This window comes from Alteromonas sp. 009811495 (genome assembly GCF_028865455.1).
GTDB lineage: Bacteria > Pseudomonadota > Gammaproteobacteria > Enterobacterales > Alteromonadaceae > Alteromonas.
In genome coordinates, this window is the sequence record NZ_CP113972.1 from 1,944,869 (window position 1) to 1,970,540 (window position 25,672).

Annotated in this window: 20 protein-coding genes; 11 read left to right on the forward strand and 9 right to left on the reverse strand. The window is 43.4% G+C overall.

Going from position 1 to position 25,672, the window contains the following annotated elements:
• Window positions 1-122: 122 nt before the first annotated feature.
• Window positions 123-2,129: a methyl-accepting chemotaxis protein gene (locus OZ660_RS08850; protein ID WP_274743248.1), complete on the forward strand. Its 2,007-nt coding sequence runs from the start codon at window positions 123-125 to the stop codon at window positions 2,127-2,129.
• 83 nt (window positions 2,130-2,212) lie between these two features.
• On the opposite strand, the gene fldA is transcribed toward OZ660_RS08850, so the two are convergent.
• The 5 genes from fldA to OZ660_RS08875 all read right to left on the reverse strand — a co-directional run bounded on the left by fldA (window position 2,213) and on the right by OZ660_RS08875 (window position 6,161).
• Window positions 2,213-2,737, reverse strand: a complete 525-nt coding sequence (gene fldA / locus OZ660_RS08855; RefSeq protein ID WP_202265427.1) for a flavodoxin FldA — start codon at window positions 2,735-2,737, stop codon at window positions 2,213-2,215.
• Window positions 2,738-2,763: 26 nt separating this feature from the next.
• On the reverse strand, window positions 2,764-2,982 hold the full coding sequence (locus OZ660_RS08860) for a DUF2788 domain-containing protein (RefSeq protein WP_159624996.1): 219 nt from the start codon (window positions 2,980-2,982) through the stop codon (window positions 2,764-2,766).
• Between the two features lie 154 nt (window positions 2,983-3,136).
• Window positions 3,137-3,910, reverse strand: coding sequence for an alpha/beta fold hydrolase (locus OZ660_RS08865; protein ID WP_274743249.1), 774 nt, complete (start codon window positions 3,908-3,910; stop codon window positions 3,137-3,139).
• Between the two features lie 85 nt (window positions 3,911-3,995).
• The gene (locus OZ660_RS08870; RefSeq protein WP_202265431.1) at window positions 3,996-4,394 is read right to left on the reverse strand and encodes an H-NS histone family protein; all 399 of its coding nucleotides are present in this window, start codon (window positions 4,392-4,394) and stop codon (window positions 3,996-3,998) included.
• Window positions 4,395-4,511: 117 nt separating this feature from the next.
• Entirely contained in the window at window positions 4,512-6,161 is a 1,650-nt protein-coding gene (locus OZ660_RS08875) for an electron transfer flavoprotein-ubiquinone oxidoreductase (RefSeq protein ID WP_274743250.1), read from the reverse strand.
• A gap of 371 nt (window positions 6,162-6,532) precedes the next feature.
• Here OZ660_RS08875 and OZ660_RS08880 point away from each other — a divergent pair, with 371 nt between their 5' ends.
• Both OZ660_RS08880 and OZ660_RS08885 read left to right on the forward strand, forming a co-directional pair.
• On the forward strand, window positions 6,533-7,285 hold the full coding sequence (locus OZ660_RS08880) for an electron transfer flavoprotein subunit beta/FixA family protein (protein WP_274743251.1): 753 nt from the start codon (window positions 6,533-6,535) through the stop codon (window positions 7,283-7,285).
• Entirely contained in the window at window positions 7,282-8,208 is a 927-nt protein-coding gene (locus tag OZ660_RS08885) for an electron transfer flavoprotein subunit alpha/FixB family protein (protein ID WP_202265435.1), read from the forward strand. Before OZ660_RS08880 ends, OZ660_RS08885 begins: the two co-directional genes overlap by 4 nt.
• A gap of 100 nt (window positions 8,209-8,308) precedes the next feature.
• Here OZ660_RS08885 and OZ660_RS08890 read toward each other — a convergent pair whose 3' ends face one another.
• Complete coding sequence (locus OZ660_RS08890) at window positions 8,309-8,617, reverse strand: isoamylase early set domain-containing protein (protein ID WP_159624863.1); 309 nt, start codon at window positions 8,615-8,617, stop codon at window positions 8,309-8,311.
• Window positions 8,618-9,044: 427 nt separating this feature from the next.
• Between OZ660_RS08890 and OZ660_RS08895 the strand changes: the two genes are divergently transcribed.
• From OZ660_RS08895 to OZ660_RS08905, 3 genes are all read left to right on the forward strand, one after another.
• Window positions 9,045-10,277, forward strand: coding sequence for an efflux RND transporter periplasmic adaptor subunit (locus OZ660_RS08895; protein WP_274743252.1), 1,233 nt, complete (start codon window positions 9,045-9,047; stop codon window positions 10,275-10,277).
• Window positions 10,277-13,429: an efflux RND transporter permease subunit gene (locus OZ660_RS08900; protein WP_274743253.1), complete on the forward strand. Its 3,153-nt coding sequence runs from the start codon at window positions 10,277-10,279 to the stop codon at window positions 13,427-13,429. The genes OZ660_RS08895 and OZ660_RS08900 overlap by 1 nt, the downstream gene beginning before the upstream one ends.
• A 136-nt stretch (window positions 13,430-13,565) precedes the next feature.
• Window positions 13,566-13,922: a hypothetical protein gene (locus tag OZ660_RS08905; protein ID WP_226434214.1), complete on the forward strand. Its 357-nt coding sequence runs from the start codon at window positions 13,566-13,568 to the stop codon at window positions 13,920-13,922.
• Window positions 13,923-14,004: 82 nt separating this feature from the next.
• Here the strand turns inward: OZ660_RS08905 and OZ660_RS08910 are convergent, their stop codons facing one another.
• A complete protein-coding gene (locus tag OZ660_RS08910; protein ID WP_202265443.1) occupies window positions 14,005-16,281 on the reverse strand; it encodes a TonB-dependent receptor in 2,277 nt (758 codons plus the stop codon).
• A 224-nt stretch (window positions 16,282-16,505) separates the two neighbouring features.
• Complete coding sequence (locus OZ660_RS08915) at window positions 16,506-17,495, reverse strand: GlxA family transcriptional regulator (RefSeq protein ID WP_274743254.1); 990 nt, start codon at window positions 17,493-17,495, stop codon at window positions 16,506-16,508.
• 137 nt (window positions 17,496-17,632) lie between these two features.
• Between OZ660_RS08915 and OZ660_RS08920 the strand changes: the two genes are divergently transcribed.
• From OZ660_RS08920 to OZ660_RS08940, 5 genes are all read left to right on the forward strand, one after another.
• Window positions 17,633-19,435, forward strand: a complete 1,803-nt coding sequence (locus OZ660_RS08920; RefSeq protein ID WP_159624851.1) for an acyl-CoA dehydrogenase — start codon at window positions 17,633-17,635, stop codon at window positions 19,433-19,435.
• A 149-nt stretch (window positions 19,436-19,584) separates the two neighbouring features.
• Complete coding sequence (locus OZ660_RS08925) at window positions 19,585-20,352, forward strand: SDR family NAD(P)-dependent oxidoreductase (RefSeq protein ID WP_274743255.1); 768 nt, start codon at window positions 19,585-19,587, stop codon at window positions 20,350-20,352.
• A 63-nt stretch (window positions 20,353-20,415) separates the two neighbouring features.
• A complete protein-coding gene (locus OZ660_RS08930; RefSeq protein ID WP_202265451.1) occupies window positions 20,416-21,177 on the forward strand; it encodes an SDR family oxidoreductase in 762 nt (253 codons plus the stop codon).
• Between the two features lie 23 nt (window positions 21,178-21,200).
• Window positions 21,201-21,662 (forward strand): YaiI/YqxD family protein, encoded by a 462-nt coding sequence (locus OZ660_RS08935; RefSeq protein WP_202265453.1) that lies wholly within the window; start codon window positions 21,201-21,203, stop codon window positions 21,660-21,662.
• Between the two features lie 228 nt (window positions 21,663-21,890).
• Window positions 21,891-23,453, forward strand: coding sequence for a hypothetical protein (locus OZ660_RS08940; RefSeq protein WP_274743256.1), 1,563 nt, complete (start codon window positions 21,891-21,893; stop codon window positions 23,451-23,453).
• Window positions 23,454-23,518: 65 nt separating this feature from the next.
• On the opposite strand, the gene OZ660_RS08945 is transcribed toward OZ660_RS08940, so the two are convergent.
• Window positions 23,519-25,648 carry a methyl-accepting chemotaxis protein gene (locus tag OZ660_RS08945; protein WP_274743257.1) on the reverse strand — a complete coding sequence of 710 codons (2,130 nt, stop codon included), beginning with the start codon at window positions 25,646-25,648 and terminating at the stop codon, window positions 23,519-23,521.
• Window positions 25,649-25,672 lie beyond the last annotated feature (24 nt).

Genomic DNA, 25,672 nt, shown 5'->3' on the forward strand with positions numbered 1-25,672 from the left:
CCCTAACAAATATGCAAAATAAATTAAACTTTTGATGAATTGAATTAACATCCTGTTAAACTAAACTTAAATCAGGGAATTTTGCCTTGGATATTTAGCATGTTTTTTCGTTGGAAGTACCCATGCAGTTAACAATAATAAATAAAATTACACTCGGCTTTGGCCTATTTGGCTGTCTTTTATTACTTACTAGTATTCTTTCTTATTTCGGTCTTAGCAGTATTAAAGACTCTGCGCTAGATGTTGTTGAGCAAAAAATGCCGGTGCAAACTAGCATGGTAAAAGTAAAGACGGAAATACTGTCTTTATCGGTCATTACAGCAAACGGTTATCATGTAGAGACAGACGCTGAATTACGTGAAAATAAAGCAACCTTCGACGATTTGTCAGACGCATTCTCCCAAGACTTATCAACCTTGAAAGCACTCATGCCGGGCAATTCGATGGCGAGTAATGCAGTAGAAGTGAGTGCTGATTATGTAAGTAACAGCAACGCAATGTACACTGCAATTGCCAAGCGGATGCAAATTGAAACTGCGCTGAAAAGCCAGTTAGAGAGTGTGTTAATGGTGGCCGATGAAGCCAGTGCGCTTATGCTCGACTTATCCTATTTAGAGGGCAATGACCCCAGCATAGAAACCCTTATTGGTGCTGGTACTGCTATTGATAACAAACTACTTACGATGAACGACTCATTTGTTGAATTGGCTGAGTCAGTTAGTGCTGAACAAAGTGCAAATATTATTGAAGATTTGAAGTATCAGCTAAGCAATTTACAAGTCGATAAAGATTACGTGAATAGATTAGCCACAACTGTTGATGATGGCGGTACAGTGGCAGCATTTAATGAGCAATACGAGCTGTTACTTAACGCGGTAAATGGAAGCGATGGTTTGATTGCCCTTCAGCAAGAAAAGCTCGCTCAAATTGAAAATGCAGCGCAAGCGCAGAAGCGTGCAAATGACTCGTTAAATACCGCGTTGGCTGACATCAATGCCTTGTTCGAATCAGTGCAAACACAGTCGCTCAACGGGCAAAATGCAATTTTAGAGTCGGTTCAGGCCAACTTAGTCCGCAATATTATTGTCGCTATTGTAGGCATGATTGCCGCCATTGGTCTTGCTGTGATCGTAACGCGCAGCATTTCGAAACCCCTAGGGCGCATAAATCGTGGGCTCTCTCAACTAAGCCGAGGAAACTTAAGTACCAAATTGCCTGAAGAGGGCAACGATGAGTTCTCTGCGCTTTCAGCGAAAGTGAATAGCTTAACGGAGAGCTTACGAGAATTGGTTGGCAACATTTTAGCGCAAGAAAAACGCTTGATTGAGATAACAAAAGAAAGCGTTGAGCTTGGCGATAAAAGCTTGGCTGAAGTTGATAAACAGCGCGAGCAGGTAACAGTTACATCAGCTAATACAAAAGACGTTCAAGACAAGAGCCGAAGCAATTTAGCGCAAATAAACGACGCCATGCACGCATTGAAGGATATCACACAGCAAAGTACCGATATCGGCCATCTGGTGGAGCGCAATCGTCAGCAGGTTGAAAGTCAGGCTAAGCAGGCAGATAATTCAGCGCAGATAATCGGTCGTCTAGACGAAAATTCACGCAGCATTGGTAGTATTCTCGATGTAATCAAAACCATTGCGGAACAAACCAATTTGCTTGCGCTAAACGCTGCTATCGAGGCTGCGCGTGCCGGTGAGCAGGGAAGGGGATTTGCTGTTGTTGCCGATGAAGTGAGAACGCTGGCTAATCGCACGCATGACTCTACTGAAGAGATTGAGCAAATGATTGGCAACTTACAAAAAGATGCTGCCGAAGCTGTTAAGGCGATTAAATCTGGGCGTGAACAAGCACAAGAAGGGGTTCAAATTACCCAACAAGTATCAGAGCAAGTTGAAAGTGTGCGCGCCATCATTAAGCGTTTGAGTAATATCAATGAACATATTGTATCCGATACACAGCAACAAGACGTGTTGTTAGGTGATGTCGCAGAGAGCTTAAATAAAATTGTTGCCCTTGCTGATGCAAGCGCACAAAGTACGCGCCAGTCCAATGAGTCTACCATGATGCTTGATGCACAGACTGAAAGCTTGCGAAAAGCAGTTGAGCGCTTCCAGCTCTAACAGTGGCGCAGCTCTTACAAAGAGATGTCCAGCAATAAAAAAACCGCTCAAAAGAGCGGTTTTTTTATAAAAGTCGGTAGTACTTACGCTAATTCAGCAAGACACAATTCATCGTGAATTTGCTTACACCATGCTTTAACACGAGAGTCAGTTAATTCAGGCTGACGGTCTTCATCAATGCCTAGGCCAACAAAATGATTGTCATCTGCCATGCCTTTCGACGCTTCAAAATCGTAACCTTCGGTTGACCACTGACCAACGAGGATAGCACCTTTCGCTTCAACGATATCGCGCACCATTCCCATCGCATCAAGGAAGTACTCTGCGTAATCTTCTTGGTCACCGCAGCCAAAGATGGCCACTAACTTATCTGTGAAATCAATTTGCTCAAGCTCAGGGAAGAAATCGTCCCAGTCACATTGCGCTTCACCATAATACCATGTTGGGATACCGAAAATGAGTAGATCAAATTCAGCGATGTCTTCTTTACTGCTCTTGGCAATGTCTTTAACATCAATTAGCTGTTTACCCAATTCCTTTTGGATCATTTTCGCAACATGTTCGGTATTACCCGTGTCACTTCCGAAAAATAGGCCAACACTTGCCATATATAACCTCTATTAACCGTTACAAATTAAACGCCTGAGCTAAGCCAGAACCATTCAATGATACCTTTCGCAAGAAAGCCTAGTGCACCTAAACCTAGTACACCGTAAGTTACCACTCGTCCAATAAGTGGCACGTCATTCTTACGTAATACATCGTGAACTGCGAAACCCATCAATAAAAATAAGATGAATAACCCGCCGTACAACATGATGGACTCAATGAGTTCGTAGTTTTCTGCAAGCATAGTTTTGATACTAAAAAAAATCTGGCGCAACTATATCACACCTTGAACGCGTGTCAGAGAACAAAACGTTCAAAATTATGTAATAGTTGTCGTTCTCATCTAAAGAAAGGCAGTCGGTTCACACGACTTAGACAATTATTATACCCACCCTCTATTATTTCGATAAAGTACGCTCTACTACCGTATTGAAAGCCGCAGGCTTCTCGGCATGCAACCAGTGGCCAGTGCCTTCGATAATGTGCGCTTTCGCATTGGGGAAATAACGCGCAATCGCATCGCGATGTGCAGCGGTGATATAGTCTGATTCCGCGCCTTTGATAAACAAGGTTATCCCATTGAATTGCTGATTGGTTTGTTCCCAATCAATAATGTGTTGATAACTGTCATAAAGGCCTCTTACATTGAATCGCCATGCCCAATCGCCATTTTCTTTTTGGTACAAACTCTTAAGTAAAAACTGACGGACACCAGGCTCTTTAACATGTTGTGCCATGGCACTTTCAGCATCTTTTCGGCTAGTGATGCTCTCAAGCGGAACCGCGTTCAGACCGTCAAAAACCGCTTGGTGGCTATGTTGATAAGACACTGGGGCTATATCCGCTACTATAAGGTGCGAAACACTGTCTGGGTGGTTAAGGGCAAGTCGCATCGCTACTTTTCCACCTAAGGAATGCCCTAAGACAGCAGTGGTGGTGATAGACAGAGATTGGAGTATTTCGTAAATGCTCTTTGCAGCGTCTGAAATATCAAATCCCGCAGTCCATGGTGACTCACCATGATCAGGTAAATCCACACTTATTACATTAAAATGTGATTCAAAATGGCGCTTAATACCTGCTAAATTATCGGCATTACCAAACAAGCCATGAATTAACACTAGCCAGGGTGAAGTGTCGTCATTTTTTGAAAGCTTATAGTTTAAATTCACAATAGACCTGTTACTTAGCTAACTAAAAATAAAATAAGGCCTGTAAAAACAGACCTTATTCTTTTATTACTTAAATACAAGGATGTTAGTTTACAGAAAATGTGTCTAGTGACTTACCACTATCCAATGCATCTTTGTATACACGCGGCATGCGTCCTATTCCTGTCCATAGATGCTCGTTGCCTTGTTCATCAACTAATTTGTATTTAACAGGGCGCTTTTTCCCGGTTTTCTTATTCGGTTGTAACGAAAGCGCTTTTAAATCTTCAACATTTAAACCTGCTTCTTCCATTTGTTTTTTTATGGCAGCGAGTTTTTCTCTTTTTTCTTGTTCGGCTTTTTCTAAAGCCTGCGCTTTTTCTTTGCGCTTCTCAATTATGCTGCCAAGTTTTTCTTGAATTGCTTCAAGTTCATTAATGCTTAATTCCTTAACAGCACCTTGCAAACGTCTTCCATGGGTTAAAATATCTAGAAACTCGCTCATTAATTAACCTTAATTACGTTTAACTTATTAATTATGTTGGATAGTAAATAAATTTAGCACAAAAAAAAAGCGAGCAATGCTCGCTTTTAAAAATAACACGCTCTAGTGGCTATCGAATTACATATTTGGGTAATTTGGACCGCCGGCGCCCTCTGGCACAACCCAGCGAATATTTTGACTTGGATCTTTAATATCGCAGGTTTTGCAGTGAACACAGTTCTGTGCGTTAATTTGAAAACGCTTTTCGCCTTCTTCTTCGATGACTTCATACACGCCGGCAGGGCAGTAGCGCTGCGCAGGCTCAGCATATTTGGGCAAGTTCACTTGAAGTGGAATACTTGGATCTTTTAGTTGAAGGTGACACGGCTGGTCTTCTTCGTGGTTAGTATTCGACAGAAATACAGAAGATAGCTTGTCAAAACTTAGCACTCCGTCTGGCTTAGGATACGCGATATCTTTGGCATCTTTAGCTTCTTTTAGTTGCGCGTAATCCTTGTGCTCATCTTTCATGGTAAAAAACAGATTGCCATTAAAGAAGTTCTGTTCAAGGGTATTAAACGCACCGCCCCAGAAGTTACCCAATTTATGAATAGCAGGGCCAAAATTACGTGAGCGGAATAATTCATCGTATAACCAAGACGATTTAAATTTCTCTGTAAAGCTGGTTAGTTCTTTAACTGGCGCCTCTGCATTTTCGCTAATTGCTTCAAAAATACTTTCCGCTGCCAACATACCCGATTTCATGGCAGTGTGATTGCCTTTAATTTTGGCAAAATTTAGTGTGCCCGCGTCGCAACCTACTAAAAGGCCGCCTGGAAATGTCATTTTAGGCAACGAGTTAAACCCGCCTTTTGCGATAGCTCTAGCACCATAAGAAACGCGCTTTCCGCCCTCTAGATATTGCTTAAATACAGGGTGATGTTTAAGGCGTTGGAATTCGTCAAATGGGCTCAAATAAGGATTGTCATAGTTCAAGTCGACGATTAAGCCAACAAATACTTGGTTGTCTTCTGCGTGATATAAGTAGCTACCACCCGTTGCATCATCAAGCGGCCAGCCTGCACTGTGAACAACGAGTCCTGGTTGATGTTTTGCTGGGTCGATATCCCAAATCTCTTTAAAACCAATAGCATAATGCTGAGGTGAGCTTTCTTTATCAAGCTCGAAGTGTGAAATCAGTTCTTTACCAAGGTGTCCTCGACAACCTTCTGCAAACACGGTGTATTTCGCGCGAAGTTCCATACCCGGCATATACCCGTCTTTAGGCTCGCCATTTTCGCCTACACCCATGTCGCCAGTAATCACGCCACCAACGCTACCATCGTCGTTGTAGATAACTTCAGAGGCGGCAAAGCCCGGAAATACTTCTACGCCAAGTTGCTCAGCTTGTTCAGCTAACCAGCGCGTAACATTACCCATAGACACAATATAGTTGCCGTCGTTGTGCATAGTTTTTGGGGTGATACCGTTTGGTAGCTTTTTCGCACTGGTTTCATCTTTAAGTAAATAGATGTGGTCTTCAGTAACAGGGGTATTAAGAGGCGCGCCTTTCTCTTTCCAATCAGGAAACAGTTCGTTAAGCGCACGGGGCTCAAATACAGCACCTGATAGAATATGTGCACCTACTTCGGAGCCTTTTTCGACCACACAAACCATGAGTTCTTGGTCTTTTTCATTGGCAAGCTGCATAAGTTTGCAAGCAGTTGATAATCCAGCTGGGCCGGCACCGACGATGACTACGTCAAACTCCATCGATTCTCGTTCCACGGGAGGCTCCTTATGTTCGTATTTTTATAGTGCACTATTGATGAAACAAATAATGCGATGTGTCAAAAACATGTAAATTAAATGTCGCTCTGAAAGGTAATGCAGGTTGACGTTTACGTCAACAGTAAGTACATTGCAGAGCAGTTTACGTTAACGTTAACTGGCGACACATTATATATGTTCGCGAACGTGGTGTTAATGGCGTTTTAAAGCTAGCCTATATAAAACGTACGTTCCACGGTTTCTTTTTTAACGTAGAGTACATTGTTAAAGTTTCAAAACGCGTGGTGATGTAATACGTTTTTAATTTTTAATAGTTAATTATTAGTAAAACGTAATAGACACCGACGAACTCAACAATTGAGGTAAATATGAAGATACTCGTACCGGTCAAACGCGCGATCGACTACAACGTGAAGGTAAGAGTGAAGGCAGACGAATCTGGCGTAGACCTTACTAACGCGAAAATGGCCATTAACCCTTTTTGTGAAATTGCGGTTGAAGAAGCCGTTCGATTAAAAGAGAAAGGCGTAGCCACTGAAATCGTTGTTGTTTCAATTGGTGATAAAAGCTGCCAAGAACAAATTCGTACAGCACTTGCCCTAGGTGCTGATCGTGGTATCCAAATCGATACCGACCAAAACCTTGATTCACTTCAAGTGGCAAAGCTTTTAGCAAAAATTGTTGAAGAAGAGCAACCTCAGCTTGTAATTCTAGGTAAGCAGAGTATCGACTCTGATAATAACCAAACGGGTCAAATGCTTGCGGCACTTACTGGCATGCCGCAAGGTACTTTCGCGTCAGAAGTGGTTGTCGATGGCGAAAAAGTTAATGTAACGCGTGAAATCGACGGCGGCCTTCAGACTGTGGCATTGTCACTACCTGCTGTTGTGACCACAGACCTTCGCTTAAACGAGCCGCGTTATGCGTCTCTTCCTAATATTATGAAGGCGAAGCGCAAGCCACTTGATGTTAAAGCGGCTGCTGATTTTGGCGTAGCGCTTGAGTCAAACGTTAAAGTACTAAAAGTAACGCCTCCACCACAGCGTGAGGGTGGTATTAAAGTAGCAGACGTTGCTGAGCTAGTAGACAAGTTAAAGAATGAAGCAAAGGTGATCTCATGAGCGTACTCGTATATGCAGAACACGATAATGCAAGCTTAAAAACGGAAACGCACAAGCTTGTAAACGCAGCACAAAAAATGGGTGGTGACATCCATGTACTTGTTGCTGGTGAAGGTTGCCAAGCAGTTGCTGAAGCCGCGGCGCAAATCGAAGGCGTAGCAAAAGTTATCGTTGCAGATAACGCTGCTTATAAGCACCAGTTAGCTGAAAATACTGCTGACCTAGTGGTAGAGCTTGCTAGCGATTACAGCCATGTTGTTGCAGCGGCAACAACAACAGGTAAAAACTTCATGCCTCGCGTAGCGGCGTTATTAGATGTTGCACAAATTTCTGACATTATCGGTGTAGAAAGCGAAGACACGTTTGTTCGCCCTATCTACGCAGGTAATGCTATTGCAACAGTTCAATCGTCTGATGCGAAGAAAGTTATCACCGTTCGCGCAGCGTCATTTGACGCCGCTGCTACAGGTGGTAGTGCAGAGGTGACTGCTATTGATGTTGTTAAGGGCAGTGAAAAGTCTGACTTTGTATCAGCAGAGCTTACAGAGTCAGAGCGTCCTGAACTTACTGCAGCAGAAGTGGTAATTTCTGGTGGTCGCGGCATGCAAAACGGCGACAACTTCAAACTACTTGAAGGTATTGCCGACAAGTTAGGCGCTGCTATTGGTGCATCGCGTGCGGCGGTTGACGCTGGTTTCGTACCTAACGATATGCAAGTAGGTCAAACAGGTAAAATTGTTGCGCCTCAGCTTTATATCGCAGTAGGTATCTCAGGCGCTATTCAGCATCTTGCGGGTATGAAAGACTCTAAAGTCATTGTAGCTATTAACAAAGACGAAGAAGCCCCAATCTTCCAAGTTGCTGATTATGGTTTGGTGGGTGACTTGTTTGACGTTCTGCCTGAGCTGGAAGGTTCACTGTAAAACCAAAAGCAGTGACATAAAAAGCCAAAAAGACGAAAGGCTGCCTTCATCAAGATGGCAGCCTTTTTTGTAGGGAATGGATTTATTATTTAAAAGTCAGTTAAACGCGAACAACCGAGTTATCTTCTACACTCACTGGGGAGGGAATGTAGGCATCGGCGTCCCAATCGTTTTCCCACTTTTCACCGTCAAGCAAATAGCGGAACTGATACTCGTGATCTGTCTCGAGGTTGACAGTAAGTGTAAAATCGCCACTTTTTAACTTCTTCATGGTAAGCGGCTGTGCTTTCCAATCTGTAAAGTCTCCACAAAGTTCTGCCTCTTTGGCATCCCGTGCGGCTTCGGCGTCAAGTCGAAACGTCACTTTGCACAGAGGTTTAGATTTAAGATATTGTTTCTTAAGACTCATAATGTGTTTTCCCTTCAACGTAGCGAAATTTCAAATTCCGAAACTGCAACGCTACAAAACGTTAAGTGAAACAGTTTTCGGTTAACTCATAGACTATGAGTGGTTAAATAATCATCGAAAAATGCGTATTTATCAATCTTCGATTGTAATCTTTTGGCATTTTTTTATATTAGCCACAGCCAATTGAGCAAGGTATACAACCTATTAACAATGTGTATAAAAAACACTCACTCAATAGCGAAGTTTACGTCACAATCAATACACAAAATTTAACAAACTTAATTGAGCATATGGCTCGTAAAATCAGTAAACTATTAACGACACAATAATAATTTAATTTTACTTGGCGTGGTGTAGCGACTCTTTAGCCTTTCAATCAGCGTCCTAAGATGCTGATTTTCCATGCAAGTGTTCCTAGGGATAGTAAATGAAAAACTCTGTTTTAATGAAAAGTGGCATTCCACTTGGCATTATCATCCTGGCATTTATTGCTGCAGCCATCATGATTAGTTCTCGAAAACCGCCCGAGCAAGTGCCGGTCGAGGTGCCTGCATTTCTTGTCGATGCAAAGACCACTACTTCTGAACCTGTAAACTTTATCGTGAAATCGCAGGGCAATGTTGTACCGCGCAATAAGACTTCATTAAGTGCGCAAGTTAGTGGGCAAGTGATTAGCCTTTCTGACAACTTTATTGCTGGCGGCACCTTTAAGAAAGGCGATGTGTTAGCCACATTAGAGCAAGACGATTACAAAACAGATTTAAAGCTAGCAGAAGCTGAACTTGCGCAGGCCCAAGCTGCGCTTCAAGAAGAAATCGCACGTGGGAAAGTTGCAGAGCAAGAGTGGCGCTCGGTCAATAGTGTTGCACCACCTGAGCTTGGCTTACGTAAACCACAATTGGCGAAAGAACAAGCCAATGTGAAGGCTGCTGAAGCTAAACTTGAACGCGCGAAGCGCAACTTGCAAAGAACAAAAATTACTGCACCTTATAATGGCATTGTGGTTGAGCGCAGTATCGATTTAGGCCAGTTTGTCGCAACGGGCTCACCAATTGGCACAGTGTATTCAACTGATACCGCTGAAGTCAGATTGCCTATTACCGACAGTGATTTAATGTTTGTAAACATTGCGGGTCAGTCAAGCGACGGAGCGCCCGTGTCTCTCACTGCATCTGTAGGTGGTACTAAACAATCGTGGCAGGGCAAATTAGTGCGTTCAGAAGGCGTGCTTGATACAGGAAGTCGTGTTGTTTATGCCATTGTTGAGGTGCAAGACCCTTACAATGTAAACGCGTCACATAAAGCGCCATTGCGATTCGGTCAATTTGTTGAAGCAGAGATAACCTCGCGCCAAAACGAAAACCTTATGGTGTTACCTCGCAGTATTTTGCGTTTAGACAACACAATTCTGACGGTTAATGACAATAGAGAAATTGAAATTAAACACGTTGATGTAGCGCGAACTACGGCAAAAGAAGTGTTCATTCGCGATGGCATTGCAGAAGGTACTTTAGTGGTAACCTCAGCGGTTCCAAACCCTTATAACGGTATGAAAGTACGTTTGCCAGGTGATGAGCCAGTCTTGTCAGACGAAGCTGAATCTGACAAGGGAAGTGATGATACCGCTATTGAAACCACAACCGCTGGCGGAGGCCAATAATGAGTCGCATCGATACGCAAAGCGGCCTTATCGCATGGTTTGCACGCAACAATGTGGCGGCAAACTTGCTGATGTGGCTTTTAATTGTTGGCGGTTTGTTTGGCGCGGCAAATATTCAAAAACAGGTTTTTCCAAACTTCGAAATTAACGTTATCAATGTACGTGTACCTTACCTTGGTGCTGCTCCTCAAGAGGTAGAAGAGGGCGTTCTGCTAAAAATTGAGGAAGCGGTTAAGGACTTAGAAGGTATTAAACAGCTCAATTCCACTGCGGTAGAAGGCATGGGAACGGTGAGTATTCAAGTGGAAGAGGACTACGATGTGCAGTCGCTTCTTGATGAAGTGAAAGTACAAGTAGACGCTATTCCTCGTTTTCCTGCTGACACGGAAAAGCCGGTTATTTATCGCCAGAAAATTCAACAGGACGTAATTTGGTTGTCGGTTTACGGTGATGCGTCTGAGCGTGAATTAAAAGAATTTGCAAAAGATTTGCGAGATGATATCGCTAATTTGCCCGGTATCTCGAGTGTGCAAGTTGTAGGTGCCCGCGACTATGAAATCTCTGTCGAGCTCTCTGAGGTTGATTTACAGAAGTACAACTTAACGTTTGCTGATGTGGTAGCTCGTTTAAGTCAAACAAGTATCGACTTACCTGGTGGTTCGATTCGCACCGAAAATGGCGATATATTACTTAGAACCAAAGGGCAGGCGTACACCGGTTGGGATTTCTCTCAAATAGTGTTGGTGACCAATGCCAATGGTACTCGCGTTACGTTAGGTGACGTTGCCTACATCAATGACGGTTTTATCGAGAACAACCAATACGCAATGTTTGACGATAAGCCTGCTGTTAGCCTTCGAGTAAGAGCAGTTGGTGACCAAAACGCATTGGAAATATCTGAGCAGGTTAACAATTACGTCGACACTAAAAAAGCAGAATTCCCTGCACACATTACCGCAGACACGTGGGGCGATAGCTCATTTTATCTGGCAGACCGCTTAAACATGATGCTTGAAAACATGTTCTTTGGTGCGCTATTGGTATTCCTCGTATTGTCATTATTTTTGAAAATTAAACTGGCGTTTTGGGTAATTGTAGGTCTACCGGTTTGTTTCTTAGGCACTTTGCTAGTAATGCCATTGGATATGGTTGGCGTTTCTATCAATATGCTGAGCCTGTTTGCATTTATCCTTGTATTAGGGATTGTGGTTGATGACGCCATCATTATGGGAGAGTCAGCCTATTCTGAAATAGACAAAAAAGGGCATAGCACTGATAACGTTATTGCAGGCGTAAAAAAGGTTGCAATGCCGGCCACCTTCGGCGTATTGACTACCATTGCTGCTTTCTCGCCCATGTTAATGGTATCTGGCCCATTTGGTATCATTTGGAAAACCATTGGCATGGTGGTTATTGTGTGCCTTATATTCTCGCTTATTGAGTCTAAACTTATTTTGCCGGCTCACTTAGTGCACATGAAACTTAAGCCTTATGATCCCGAAAAAGCTAATGCATTTCAGCGCTTCAGAGACTTCTTTAGTGAAGGGATCAAAACTTTTATACATAACAAATATGCCCCATTTTTAGCGAAAGCCGTTCGTAATCGCTACACCACAGTGTCGGTGTTCATGGCAACGCTAATTCTTACCGTTGGCATGTTTGGCGGCGGTATAGTGCGCTTTGTATTTTTCCCCAGTATCCCTAGTGACTTTATGATAGCGAGCTTTGAGCTTGAACCTGGTTCATCTTTGGAACAACGAGACGACGTATTGAATACGCTTAGAGCGGCGATGCATCGAATGGACGATAAAGTTGCTAAAGATACGGGTGAAAATGTTATTAAACACGCCGTTGCTTACGATAATGGCAACTTAGGTGGCGAAATTTTTGCCGAATTAACGAAGGGCGAAACCCGCACACTTACTGACTTTGAAATTCAAGAGATGTGGCGTGAAGAGTTACCTGAAATTCCTGGCGTAAAAGTACTTAATATCAGTTCGCCGGGTGGCCCTGGTGGTGGTGCAGACTTGAGTTTTGAATTTAGCTCAAGCGATATCAAAGCGCTGCGGGCAATCAGTGATGAATTGAAAGACAAGCTAAATGCTTATGAAGGCGTCACAGATATAAACGATACTTTTTCTGGGGGCAGTGAAGAGATTCTATTGGCGCTTAAACCTCAGGCCGATGCGTTGGGTATAACGCTGCAGCAGTTAGGACAACAAGTGCGTTTTGGTTTCTACGGGGCTGAAGTTCAGCGTATTCAGCGTGATGACGAAGAAATCAAAGTGATGGTGCGTTATCCAAAGAATGAACGTAGCTCAATTGAACATTTAGAAAATATGCGTATCCGTGCGCCAGGTGGTCAAGAGATACCGTTTGAACAGGTTGCTACCTTCACCGTGGGTCAGGGTTTTGACTCAATCATTCGTGTTGATGGAAAGCGCTCTGTTACGGTAACCGGTGTAGTAGACAAAGCATTGATGGATCCTTCAGAAATCACTAATGATGTTATCGAAAATGTGATGCCAGATTTGCTAGATCGTTACCCGCGTGTAGAATTTCAGCTACAAGGAAATTCCAAAGAGCAAGCCGATGCGATGTTTAGTTTGATGCAGGGCTTGTTGTTTGCACTATTTGCCATCTACACATTGCTCGCGATTCCGCTTAAATCATACAGCCAACCTTTCATTATAATGTCGGTGATCCCATTTGGTATTGTGGGCGCAATTATTGGTCACTTAGTGCTGGGAATGGCGGTCAGTGTATTGTCGATTTGCGGTATCATCGCGTTGTCAGGTGTTGTTGTAAACGACAGTTTGATCATGGTTGATTTCGTTAACAGAGCCAGAAAAGAAGGCCTTTCGTTAATGGATGCAGCAATCAGTGCTGGTACTCAGCGTTTTAGAGCAATTATTTTAACGTCATTAACAACCTTTATGGGTTTGATGCCAATTGTATTTGAGCGAAGCTTACAAGCACAGATAGTAATACCGATGGCGATTTCATTGGCGTTCGGTATTCTGTTTGCCACTATCATTACACTACTACTTGTACCTGCGCTTTATCTCATTTTGAATGACATCAAAAATGTGTTTAAAGGCAGAAAACATACGCAACTAGCGAATGATACTCAGGTAAACAGCCCAAGCTAATTAACACTACGGTGCCGTAATTTAAAAGCCGCTCTATTGAGCGGCTTTTTTTGTTTGCAATTTGTACAAATGGTCATATACTGTATAAATATCAGTATGGTTTATTTTGAGTCTAATTGATTTTGGAGCAGGCATTATGCAAACAGGAATAAAAGCGGTAGATCAGCTTATATCCAAGCACGGTATTATGGCTGACCTTGGCTACGACACGTTTCAAAGACGAGCGCGACTTACAGGCGGTGACGAACGTGCCAATACGTTACCTTTTTGTATGTACCAAAAAGTAGTGAGTGCGCCACTTTCGCGCAATTTTACCGTTCACCATTTTTATATGCCGGGCAACAAGGGCAAATTAGCAAGTTTTTTGTTTGACGAGAAAGGTGCGCTTATCGAGCAAGTGTATTACCAAAAAGTAAGCCGCTGGGTAAAGGTATGCCGAAAGCTTCAGCAACTTGTACAAAAACATGCAGAGCATATTCAATTAGCCGCATAAAAAAAGCGGTAGTGTTTAAAAACACCACCGCTTTCTATGCAAGCCAATGTAGCCAACAGCTACATTGAATTGTGATTACTTTTTAGAAGTAAGTGTATTTGAACTCTACACCCCAAACACGAGGCTCGTTAACGATGCCGGTTAGGTTGTTAAAGTCGATAGCACCTTTAACGTTGTCTTCGTCTGTAATGTTACGACCGAATAGAGCAACAGTGTAGTTGTGTGCAAAGTTTTCATAACCAATGCGTAAACCACCTTCGAAGTTATCATCGGTAGTAAACTCAACAGCTTCATATAGGAAGATGTTAGTTTCGCCCTGGAATGCCCAGTCGGTGAATACGAAGAACTCGCCATCATCACCCATTGGAATTGCATAACGCGCGGTGAAATTAAAGATTGACTCAGGCGCTTGTGGGAAAGGGTTGCCATCAATTGATGCAACAAAACCATCTGGGCGCGGATCAGTTACAGTACAGTTACCTGTAAAGCCTGAACCAGCGTTAGTTCCACAAGGTGATACTGTCAATGAATCATCTTTGATTTCTGTGTGGTTGTAGCTGTAACCTGCTGTGAAAGTTAACTCATCAGTTGCTAGCCACTGAGCGTCAACTTCAAAACCATACGCTTCGCCTTTATCAGCATTTACTAACGCAGTGAAGTTATTGCCGCCACCAATTGCTGAGAATTGCATGTCGTCTACAGTGTAGAAGAATGCAGCAGCGTTTAAGCGTAAAGTGTCATCAAGTAAATCAGACTTAATACCCACTTCAAACGAGTTGATTGTTTCAGCATCAGCAACAGAAGGAGCACCTTCAAATGCTACGTCACGACCTTGGATCGTTTGAGCGCGGAAACCATTTGCATAGCGTGCAAATACTGACATATCGTCTGTTACACGGTAGTTTGCGCTAAGTTCGAAGCTAGTTTGACCGTCGTCAACGTCGATATCGTCGTAGTCTTGAACGCTTGCAGCACCAATAACCAATGCAAAGCCGTTTACGTTCTGATCACCAACTACAAGACTCTTAGAGTCGTGTGTATAGCGGATACCACCAGTTACGTTTAGCTTGTCATTTACTTGGTATGAGCTTTGACCAAACACGGCCCACGTTTGGTTATCGTGGAATACCGTAGTTGCGCCGAAGAAGCCATCGATACTGGTTACGTTGAATGATGCGTCATAATAGAACGCGCCCACTTGCCAGTTCATTGCATCACGGGTGTTGCTTGCAAGACGGAATTCTTGAGTATATTGCTCAAGGTCGTTAAGACGATCTTGTGTTACCGCTGAAAAAGGAATAAAGCCTGGGCCAGATGTTCCATCTGCACGGTTGAAACCGCCATCTATATCACCAAGGCTAGAGCCTTCTGCGGTTTCAAGCGCAGAGATTGACGTGAACGTCACTGTGTCCATATCGTATTCAAGTTTTAGTGATGTACCAAAACCGTCGTACTCTTGCGGGTTGTTGTCGATGCCGTCACCCGTTAGGTCGCCATCGTAATATACGGTCTCACGATCGTAGTTAGCGTTAAGGTCGTTGCTACCTTTATCGAAAACGTTAGCACGGAAAATAGATGCTGTACCTTCTAGATCACGTCCGTGAACATTTAGAAGGGCAGAGAAGTCCGCTGAAGGTTCCCAAAGTAGTTGAAGACGGTAGGCTTTTTCATCGTAGCCACCAATTGCATCGTTTTCACCTGTGAAAGCGTTGTCGATGTAATCATCGCGCTCTTGTGAAAGTACAGAAAGACGCGCTGACAAATTGTCTGTTAAACCGCCGCTGATTGCGCCTTCAATGTTCATTGTGCCGAATGAACCGAAACCAACTTTTCCGTAACCTTCTACATCTTGAGTAGGCTTAACGGTATCAAACTTGATAATACCCGCTGTTGTGTTACGACCGAAAAGCGTGCCTTGAGGACCGCGAAGTACTTCTACTTGCTGAACGTCAAAAAGTGGGAAGCTTTTGAGTACCACGTTTTCCATTACCACTTCATCCATGATAATAGAAACCGGCTGAGATGCCGCTAGGTCAAAGTCAGTGTTGCCTAGACCACGGATATAAAAACGTGGTGCGACACGACCGTTTGATGACTCAGCGTATAGGCCCGGTACACGAACGGCTAGGGCAAGAATGTCTTCACCGCCTGAGAAAAGGCTTTCGAATTTTTCACCGCTAAGTGTTGCAACAGAAATAGGTACTTCTTGAATTGATTGCGTACGCTTTTGTGCAGTTACGGTAATTTGTTCAAGTGAGGCTTCTTTTTTTTGTGTCGTTTCGGCCTCTTGTGCAAGAACTGATGAGCTGAACGCAGCACTAACAGCCAGTGCTAGCGTGGCGATTTTATGTGTTCTCATGTTTCCACCAAGATGTTTTGTAACATTATACTTTTGTAGTGTTTTAGGCATAAAAAATATTACTTCATGCTTGGCGTTGCATTTTACACAAACTTTCCTATAAAAACCCCATTTTTGTGCAAAATGTGCGTCGATCGTTTGAACGCTTTATTTTTTGCGGGCTAGAGGTTGCCCATAAACTGACCAATTGAACCACTTTGAGCGTTTTTAGTGCAAGATATCTATCACAAGCGTTTGAATTTTGCTCGGTATTGTGACGGTGATAAGCCAGTAATTTTTTTGAAAAGCCGAGTAAATGAACTCATATCCTCATATCCAACGGCATTAACTATTTTTTCAAGTTGCATATTGGTGGTTTCTAAGAGTTTTCGCGCATGTTCAATGCGCAAGCTTTGAAGATATTGCCATGGCGTTGTATCACATGCATTTTTGAAACGGCGAAGTAGGGTGCGCTCGGTCATGTTGTGTTTGTTGGCAACATCTTCAAGCGATAACTTAACGTGTAAATGACCTTCTAAGAACGACTGAACCGCACTGATATCCTTGTCTGAGTGAAAGTGACGTTGGCGGCTACTGGCATATATGGTTTGACTCGTCCTCGAAACATCAAGTACATGAGATTTGGCCGTATCGGTTGCAACTTGATGTCCACAATATCGTTCAATAAGCAAAATGGATAAATCAATCCACGCCATCCCACCACCAGCGCAATAAATATTGTCGTGTTCAGTCACCATTTTGTCGGGCCGCAATAGTACGTCTGGATAGTGTTGTTTGAACTTGTCAGCATAGCCCCAGTGAGTAGTGGCTACCTTCCCCTGCAATAATCCCGTTTCCGCTAGTATAAATGTGCCTGTGCAATTAGCCGCAATATCTGCTCCCATTTTTTGTAAGCGCTTAATGTGCACAAGCTGCGGTTGAATATCACGCAATGCAGTGTCTATGTCGCCTCCAATTGTGGGTATAAGCAAAATATCCGTTTGAGACACATCTTCTATAGCAATGTTGGGATTTAGCGTAATTTGATTGGAGCATTGGAACGGTTGTCCATGGGCACTGGCCAATTGCACGTGAAATTTCGGTGTAGTAGGTAACTGATGTATACGCTGCCAACTGACTCCAGCAAAAGCGAACACATCTAGTGCGCCAGTAATGGCAGAGGCTAGTGCGTGGTTAAATCCTAAGACGGTGACAGTGTGGGGCGTTTTATTCATAAAAATAATTTATTTTATTGCAAATAATAAGGTGTAGTGATAGTTGGCGTTAATCACCATAATTGTGTCATTAATGACAATGATGGCATGGTAACGAATGTGACACAATGTGTTAACAAGTTTTCGTGGAGGACACCATGGCAGATCAACTTATTCCCCGTCGTGAAATGCAGTTTCAATTGTACGAAGTACTCAATACGGCTTCGCTTTGTGACAAATCACGTTTCGAAGAACACAACGTAGAAACCTTCAATGCCGTTATCGATATGGCTGAGAAAATGGCAGAAGAGTTATTTTTGCCACATAACGCAGTGGCCGATAAGGACGAGCCTACGTTTGATGGTCATAAGGTTTCTATGATTGATGACGTTAAAATAGCGTTTGATACGTATCGAGAATCAGGTTTCATTGCTGGCCATTTCGATTTCGAAGACGGTGGTATGCAATTGCCAGTGACCGTGATGAATGCCTGTGCGGGATATTTTCTTGCTGCAAACCCTTCTACAACAGCTTATCCATTTTTAACCGCTGCTGCGGCTAACGTTATTAAGCACTTCGCTTCAAGTGACATAAAAGAAGCATTTCTTGCAAAAATGTTAGCTGGTGAATTTACCGGTACTATGGCATTAACAGAGCCTCATGCAGGGTCGTCGCTAGCCGACATTCGTACTTCTGCTAAACCCCAAGACGATGGTACTTACCGTATAAAAGGTAGCAAAATTTATATATCAGGTGGTGAGCATGAGTTGTCAGATAACATCGTGCATCTGGTGCTAGCCAAAATACCTGGTGGCCCGGCTGGCGTTAAGGGCATTTCGCTGTTTGCTGTACCGAAATTTAGATTAGACAGCGACGGCAATCCACAGACGCGCAACGATGTAACCCTAGCGGGTCTTATTCACAAGATGGGCTATCGAGGCACCACGTCTACGGCGCTAACCTTTGGTGAGAATGGAGACTGTCACGGTTATCTTATTGGTGAGCCCCATCAAGGCTTACGCTATATGTTCATGATGATGAATGAAGCGCGGATAGGTGTGGGCTATGGTGCGGCAATGATAGGCTATCGCGGTTATCGCTATTCATTGGAATATGCAAAAGATAGAACACAAGGTCGAGCAGCTCCGAATCTGGCGCCAGAGGATGATCCTACGCCAATTATTAATCATGGTGATGTACGTCGCATGTTACTTGCGCAAAAAGCCTATTGTGAAGGCGGTATGTCATTATGCCTTTATGGCAGCATGCTTATTGATGAGCTTGAAACAGAGACTGATTCAGACAAGCGCACGGAGCTATCACAATTACTTGATTTACTTACCCCGGTATTTAAAGCGTGGCCGTCAGAATTTGGGCCAAAGGCAAATGATTTGGCGATTCAGATCCTCGGTGGAGCAGGGTATACCCGTGAATACCCAGTAGAACAGTGTTGGCGTGACAATCGTTTAAATCCAATTCACGAAGGTACCAATGGCATACAGGCGCTCGATTTACTGGGCAGAAAGCTATGGCAGCACGAGGGGAAAGGATTACAAGTATTGTTATCTCGGGTAACGTCAGACATGAAACGCGCTGAGACACCTCGAGCACAAGCGCTATCTGCAAAGTTAAAACCTTATCTAGATAAACTGGGTGCATTAATCCAACAAGCCGCGGGTGATTTGCGCTCAGACAAACAGTCGGTACTGCTCACCAATGCAAGCTGTTTCCTAAACGTATTTTCGGCTTGTGTCGTGAGCTGGATTTGGCTTCGCCAAGCAAATGTTGCAGAACAGTCTCTTGTTAAAGGCGCCGGTGAACAAGATGTCGATTTTTATGAAGGAAAACTCGCCGCGGCGGAATATTTTGTGAATTGGGAACTACCGCTGGTGTCTCGTGATATCGAAGTATTGTCGTCAAGTGACGCGACCTGTAACAACGTAAAAGCCAGTTACTTTTAGACTAGGCAGCTGAGCGAAAGGTGGGTACAGCTAACGTCGCGGTGCGGTTAATACGCACTGCGGTCACAACTCACAAGACAACAATAACTAATAAATAAGGTTTGTAAGGTGGATTACGCCAAACAAGCACCAGAAGCGGAGCAAACTATATGAACGTTGCAGCAAACGTTGAAGGCAAGCATATTCTTATTACAGGTGGTGGCTCAGGAATTGGCGCAGCCTCTGCAAAAGTACTTGCCGCAAGAGGCGCCTTGGTGGGTGTTGCCGATCTCAATGAAGACAACGCAATATCGTTGGTGTCATCGATTAAAGCATCGGGCGGCAATGCGTACTCGGTCGCGGTCGATGTTACTGACCCTGAGCAAGTGAAAGCAATGTTTAACGCAGCGCTTTCACAGGCTGAAAAACTCGACGTTATCATTAATAACGCAGGTATCGACCATTTCCCCGCGCCCTTAACCGAAGTTGATGATGCTATGTTTATGAAAAACATACAGGTTAACTTAACAGGTGTATGGTATTGCATGAAAAATGCACTTAACCACATGACGGCAAAGGGTGGTGGACACATTATAAATATTGCCTCTGTAGCAGGTTTACGATCTGCGCCTATGATTAGCGCGTACAGCGCATCAAAACACGGCGTTATCGGCCTAACTAAATCTGCCGCAGTCGAATACGCACGCGCCAATATTCGCGTTAATGCTGTTTGTCCAAGTTTTGTCGATACGCCTATGGTTCAAGGCGTTCTTGCCAAACTCGACGAGCGTGGACAAAAAGGTTTAGTCGGCGCTAACCCAATGAAACGGTTAGGTAAGCCAGAGGAAATCGCTAACGCCATCGCCTGGCTTTGCAGCGATGAATCATCGTTTATGACTGGTCAATCGGTAGTGTTAGATGGCGGCATGCTCGCCTAACAGACGTGCGACAATGTTGGTCAAACTAACTACCTTAAATACAAAGATTACAAGGACTCTATAATGAAAGATCTCTTCGATTTAACAGGAAAAGTGGCGTTGGTTACTGGGGCAAGCCGTGGGATCGGCGAATCAATTGCGCGCTTATTAGCACAATATGGTGCGCACGTGATCGTATCCAGTCGTAAAATAGACGGTTGCGAGGCTGTAGCGTCATCTATTCGTGATGCGGGTGGTAAAGCTACAGCTCTTGCTTGCCATGTAGGTGAAATGGAGCAAATTACAGACACATTCGATACAATTAAACGTGATTTCGGCAAGCTCGATATTCTAGTGAATAATGCCGCAGCAAATCCCTTTTTTGGTCACATCCTTGATACCGACCTTGGCGCGTATAATAAGACCGTTGATGTAAATATTCGTGGTTACTTCTTTATGTCCATTGAAGCCGGCAAAATGATGAAAGAGCAGGGCGGTGGCGTCATTCTTAATACGGCGTCTGTAAATGGTGTAACCCCTGGCGACATGCAGGGCATCTACTCGATCACGAAAGCAGCCGTTATTAGCATGACAAAATCATTTGCTAAGGAATGCGGTAAACTAAACATTCGCGTTAACGCATTGCTGCCAGGTTTAACCGACACTAAGTTTGCTTCTGCGCTAACTACTAATGAACAGATCCTTAAGCATGCACTTAAAGTCATTCCGCTTGGCCGTGTTGCTGACCCCGATGAAATGGCGGGTACTGTATTATATTTAGTAAGCGATGCATCTAGCTACACCACAGGCACGACAGTGGTTGTTGATGGTGGTATGCTAGCGTAATTGTTCGCTAAAGAGATACTACTATGCATATATGGGTAGACGCTGACGCGTGCCCTGCAGTTATCAAAGAGATCCTATTTAAGGCAGCCCGACGTACCGGTCTGCCTTTGTCTTTGGTGGCTAATCACGCTATGTCTGTCCCACCAGACAAGCATATTACTTTAACGTTGGTGCCCTCAGGCTTTGATGCAGCTGACGATTTCATTGTAGAAAAATGTCAAGCTGGAGATTTAGTGATTACCTCCGATATTCCACTTGCAGCAGACGTCCTCTCAAAAAGCGCAATGGCGCTTAATACACGCGGTGATGAATACGATAAGTCTTCGATACGCGCAGCGCTGACTATGCGAGATTTTATGGATACTATGCGATCAAGTGGTGAACACACAGGGGGGCCTAAAGCCTTTTCTCAGCGCGATAAACAAAACTTCGCTAATGCATTAGATAGGTTACTCACGCAAGGTTTAAGAGCGCAAACTAAGTAGCGAACCAGGTGTGTGAGTAATAGGCTTATCGCATGTCACTAGCGAAAAGTAGTGTATTCACCTAACCTATTGAATAGTTCCAATATTGTGTTTATTCTGAAATATGTAGGACTTTAGTCTAATTTGGGCGGTTCACGTGCTGCGCTAATCGTGAAACTATACGCCGTAGACTGGCAATAATAATAACGAGTGACGAAAACGATCACTGAATCATAAGTGTGAATATAGATGCTGATTGATAGCAAATCAAAAAATAACAAGCCGTCGTGGGCGGAGGACAAACTGTCTCAAATTCCCACTATGGTGAGTGATATTTCACGCAAAATATCAGAGTATCGACAAAGTTATCGCGAGCTCGTGAGGGATGCAGAAGTCTTTTTTGAAGAGTACCCTCAGGATTATCGGCGACTCACCGTACTCAAGCACAAGGTAAATACTTACCAAGATCAAATTGAGTACATAGAAAACTATCGCAAGGAAAAAGGGAAGTACCCGTCGATAAAAGGTCAACCTTCGGCGCAGCGTTATATGGCGCGTTTGGTTGCACAGCAAACAAATAGCGATAATGAACTGCGCGCGTTAGAAGACAAACTACGCGTGCAAAGTAACAAGCGTTATGAACACCTTGATCACCTTACTGATTACATGCTTAACCTACTTAATGGTGAAAGAACATTTAGCCAATTTTTAGGTACCATTGCACTTTCAACGCCGTCGCCGAAAGAAAAAGTACGCCATATCAGAAATGAACGTTACAAGCCGATTTATATTACGGCGTTAACCATAGCGTTGTTTGAAGAGTTGCGCCTTAAATCCAAATTTGAAACGCCGTTTTTAAAAGAAGAACTCAACAAACTATTTCCACAAGGTGAGCGTTTTAGTTTGATGGTAGATAAAGGGATAAGTGATGATGTAAGTAATCATACATTTAAGCCAATGCCTGCCGACATCAAAATGGCCTATCGCGAAAACGTATTAAAGCCCATCGCAAAAGCAGCATTACTGCAATCGATAGGTATGCATAGCCCAGAAGCTAACCAGGTGTTAGGTGATGATCGCTATCGTAAGCTCAGTCAAAGTGAACGAACTAAGTTATTGGCTATCATTGAGAAGAAAACGGCGGACTACCTCAAGTTAGGTGTGGGTATCCCAACTATAAAATATACCAGTAAAGAACATAAAGACACGTTCGTAACCCATGAACGTAGGCAACTTGCTTTTATGCTCAAAATGCTGGAGTCGCTGAAAGCAGAGCGTCACGAATTAGGTGATTTACTGCGTATTCCTATGACTTACGCGTCGTTTTTGTTGTCGACAAAAGAAGATTTTGATTATCAGCAAATTTATCGCGCGTACGATATTTTGGATCAGGGGCGAGTCGACAAACAGTACCGCGCAGAGCATGTAAATGCGTTTTTAAAGATGGTCGGCCGTTTTCCGCTAGGCTCTGGATTGTATGTTATCCAACAAGAATCAGGGCAAATAGAAAAAGCGATTGTGTCGTCTTTATATCCCGTTGATGTTGATGAACCAATATGCAAAATCATCACGCGCAGACAAATTCAGTTTTTAAGCCAAGCTGAATTTATAATTTCTAAAAAATCCAATCTTTTCTTTAAAGAGTGCAGAAACGAAAGCCATTACGACTTAGAGTTCTTCCACTTGCGATACAAGAATGAATATACGTGGAATGCAACTGATGTGTGGGAAAGCCAAGTCCCAGCTATAGAGTTTTGGAAGCGAGATGACAAGCGTCGTTACAACGGTGTATTTAATCCAGATTCCTATTAAATTGCTCTTCTAGCAGGCTTCACACTTAAGTGAAGCCATTAGTATTACTCACGTGGCTTTATGTGTTAGCTTGTCTTCAACTTATTCAGTTGCTCTATTAATTTATGTGACGACTCGTAGATATTTTCGGCGCTAGCCTCTGACATTTGCGAGAGCGACGCAATTTCTTTAGTAGAGTCACCGATCACAACCATATTTTTATTCAATTCTTCCGATACTTGACTTTGCTCTTCAGCCGCTGCTGCAATTTGGATTATTCGATGATTAATTTCTTCAATTTGCTTCACGGTTTCTTTCATTTTTTCAAATGCCGCATTAGCTCGAGAAGCGGCGTCTTCGGCTTTTTGCGTACCTCGCTCAATAATGTCTACGGTATGTGACACTTCATTTTGAAGGGCGGTGATCACCTGAGAAATCTCACCTACCGATTCTGCGGTTTTTGACGCGAGGGCGCGTACTTCATCGGCGACGACACTAAAGCCTCTCCCGTGATCACCAGCTCGTGCTGCTTCAATGGCCGCATTAAGCGCTAACAAGTTTGTTTGTTCTGCTATTGAGCCAATGACATCAAGTATTTTTCTAATGTTTTCACTTCGTTGAGATACCGCTTTTACCGCATCTGACGCTCCGCTAATTTCACTGGATAATTGTGAAGCTTGCTGTGACGCAATTGATACTTCTGCCTCTGTATCTTTCACTGATTGCGTTGCTGCGTTTGTATTATCAGCAGCAGAAGATGCTGTATTGGCGACTTCTTGGGCGGTAGAGGACATCTCTGTAATCGCCGTTACAATAGTTTCAACTTCAGCTTGTTGAATAGAAATTTGCTGGTGTGCTTTTTGGGCATTCTCTTTACTGATTTCGCTTTGGTCAATAACTTGTATGCCTGCCTTTTTAGCAGCGTCTAATAACTCTCTAACGGTCTCCCTGAACTGATTAAATCCATTGCTTAAGTTGATTAGCTCGGCGTGAGAGTGGACGTTAATAGACTGCGTTAAATCTCCACCTTGACCGGCAAGTTCTGTCATGCGATCCGACACCATTTCCACAGGACGAATAATGCTTCGTGTAAAAAGCTGAATCAGCACAAGGGCTGCAATGGTAAGTACAACAGCAATGATAAAGGTGTTAGATAAAATGCTGGTGATTTCATCTGAAATCATCTCTGATACATTCGTCACGGGCTGCATAGCGGTATCAACGTTAATGCCTACCACTAACTCCCAACTAACACCGGCGCTTTCTATAATAATGGGTTGTACGACATACAAAAAGTTGCCTATGTTCGTAGTGACATCTTTCCCTGATGTATCTAACAACGCTTTGCTTTTATCAAACACACTACTAAATGGCTTAGCTAAACTATCTTCATGGTCCGTTGCCGCCGCTAAGAAGCCTTTATGGCTAACGATGTATACTTTAGCGTTGCCACCATATAACGATGCCTTAAGGTTACTGGCAAGTTGCTGAAGTATCGGTAGGTTTAAATCTGCGCCCACCACGCCTCTAAACCTTCCTTGTGCCACAACAGGCACGGCTAAACTTGTCATCAATTCGCTATAGCCGGGTCGTATTTCATAGTTATAAGGGTTAGAGGCGCAGGGTTTTAACGAATCTGCTGAACAGAGGTACCATTCAGCTGCTCTGAAGCCATATTCGTCTAGCGTAGTGTCATGTTTTTCTTCGGCATCCTCAATAGGCTCCTGTGAAATGGCACCACTGTCTTCTTTCACAAAGTACACCTCAAATGTGCCTCGTCCATCCACCGAATGAGAATAACCACTGGTAAATTGACTGTCGCGACCATCAAATTGATTGTCTTCAAACTGTGCATATAGCGACGATACATCGGCCGCTGCAAGTGCATTTCCAACCATCGATTCTACCTGTTCACGTGTAAGTGGTGCTTGAATATCGCCTTCAATATTACTTTTTATCTGTGTAGCAATTCCCTTCGGAACCGAAAATGACTTTTCAAACAGATTTCCTATTTGTGCGGCAATAGTATTTGCTCTAGAGCGAACAGTATCTTCAATTTGAGCAGAGACTTCGTCACTGACTTCATTAACAATTACCGATTCAGTTTTATTGAGTGAATAAATGCTCACGGCAATGTAGCAGGTAGACATAATGACAAAGAGTGCGCCGACAACTAGAAGCAATTTTAGCGATAAACTTTTCCCTTCAAAAAACATGGGCTACCCCGTACTAACGTATAG

What these genes read in the sequence shown, in the direction of transcription:
- OZ660_RS08900 (WP_274743253.1), top strand. Translation starts at nt 10,277, where the DNA reads ATGAGTCGCATCGATACGCAAAGCGGCCTTATCGCATGGTTTGCACGC.
- OZ660_RS08940 (WP_274743256.1), top strand. Translation starts at nt 21,891, where the DNA reads ATGCTGATTGATAGCAAATCAAAAAATAACAAGCCGTCGTGGGCGGAG.
- OZ660_RS08910 (WP_202265443.1), bottom strand. Translation starts at nt 16,281, where the DNA reads ATGAGAACACATAAAATCGCCACGCTAGCACTGGCTGTTAGTGCTGCG.
- OZ660_RS08860 (WP_159624996.1), bottom strand. Translation starts at nt 2,982, where the DNA reads ATGCTTGCAGAAAACTACGAACTCATTGAGTCCATCATGTTGTACGGC.
- OZ660_RS08945 (WP_274743257.1), bottom strand. Translation starts at nt 25,648, where the DNA reads ATGTTTTTTGAAGGGAAAAGTTTATCGCTAAAATTGCTTCTAGTTGTC.
- OZ660_RS08880 (WP_274743251.1), top strand. Translation starts at nt 6,533, where the DNA reads ATGAAGATACTCGTACCGGTCAAACGCGCGATCGACTACAACGTGAAG.
- OZ660_RS08890 (WP_159624863.1), bottom strand. Translation starts at nt 8,617, where the DNA reads ATGAGTCTTAAGAAACAATATCTTAAATCTAAACCTCTGTGCAAAGTG.
- OZ660_RS08895 (WP_274743252.1), top strand. Translation starts at nt 9,045, where the DNA reads ATGAAAAACTCTGTTTTAATGAAAAGTGGCATTCCACTTGGCATTATC.
- OZ660_RS08885 (WP_202265435.1), top strand. Translation starts at nt 7,282, where the DNA reads ATGAGCGTACTCGTATATGCAGAACACGATAATGCAAGCTTAAAAACG.
- OZ660_RS08905 (WP_226434214.1), top strand. Translation starts at nt 13,566, where the DNA reads ATGCAAACAGGAATAAAAGCGGTAGATCAGCTTATATCCAAGCACGGT.
- OZ660_RS08920 (WP_159624851.1), top strand. Translation starts at nt 17,633, where the DNA reads ATGGCAGATCAACTTATTCCCCGTCGTGAAATGCAGTTTCAATTGTAC.
- OZ660_RS08870 (WP_202265431.1), bottom strand. Translation starts at nt 4,394, where the DNA reads ATGAGCGAGTTTCTAGATATTTTAACCCATGGAAGACGTTTGCAAGGT.
- OZ660_RS08930 (WP_202265451.1), top strand. Translation starts at nt 20,416, where the DNA reads ATGAAAGATCTCTTCGATTTAACAGGAAAAGTGGCGTTGGTTACTGGG.
- OZ660_RS08935 (WP_202265453.1), top strand. Translation starts at nt 21,201, where the DNA reads ATGCATATATGGGTAGACGCTGACGCGTGCCCTGCAGTTATCAAAGAG.
- OZ660_RS08925 (WP_274743255.1), top strand. Translation starts at nt 19,585, where the DNA reads ATGAACGTTGCAGCAAACGTTGAAGGCAAGCATATTCTTATTACAGGT.
- OZ660_RS08850 (WP_274743248.1), top strand. Translation starts at nt 123, where the DNA reads ATGCAGTTAACAATAATAAATAAAATTACACTCGGCTTTGGCCTATTT.
- OZ660_RS08915 (WP_274743254.1), bottom strand. Translation starts at nt 17,495, where the DNA reads ATGAATAAAACGCCCCACACTGTCACCGTCTTAGGATTTAACCACGCA.
- fldA (WP_202265427.1), bottom strand. Translation starts at nt 2,737, where the DNA reads ATGGCAAGTGTTGGCCTATTTTTCGGAAGTGACACGGGTAATACCGAA.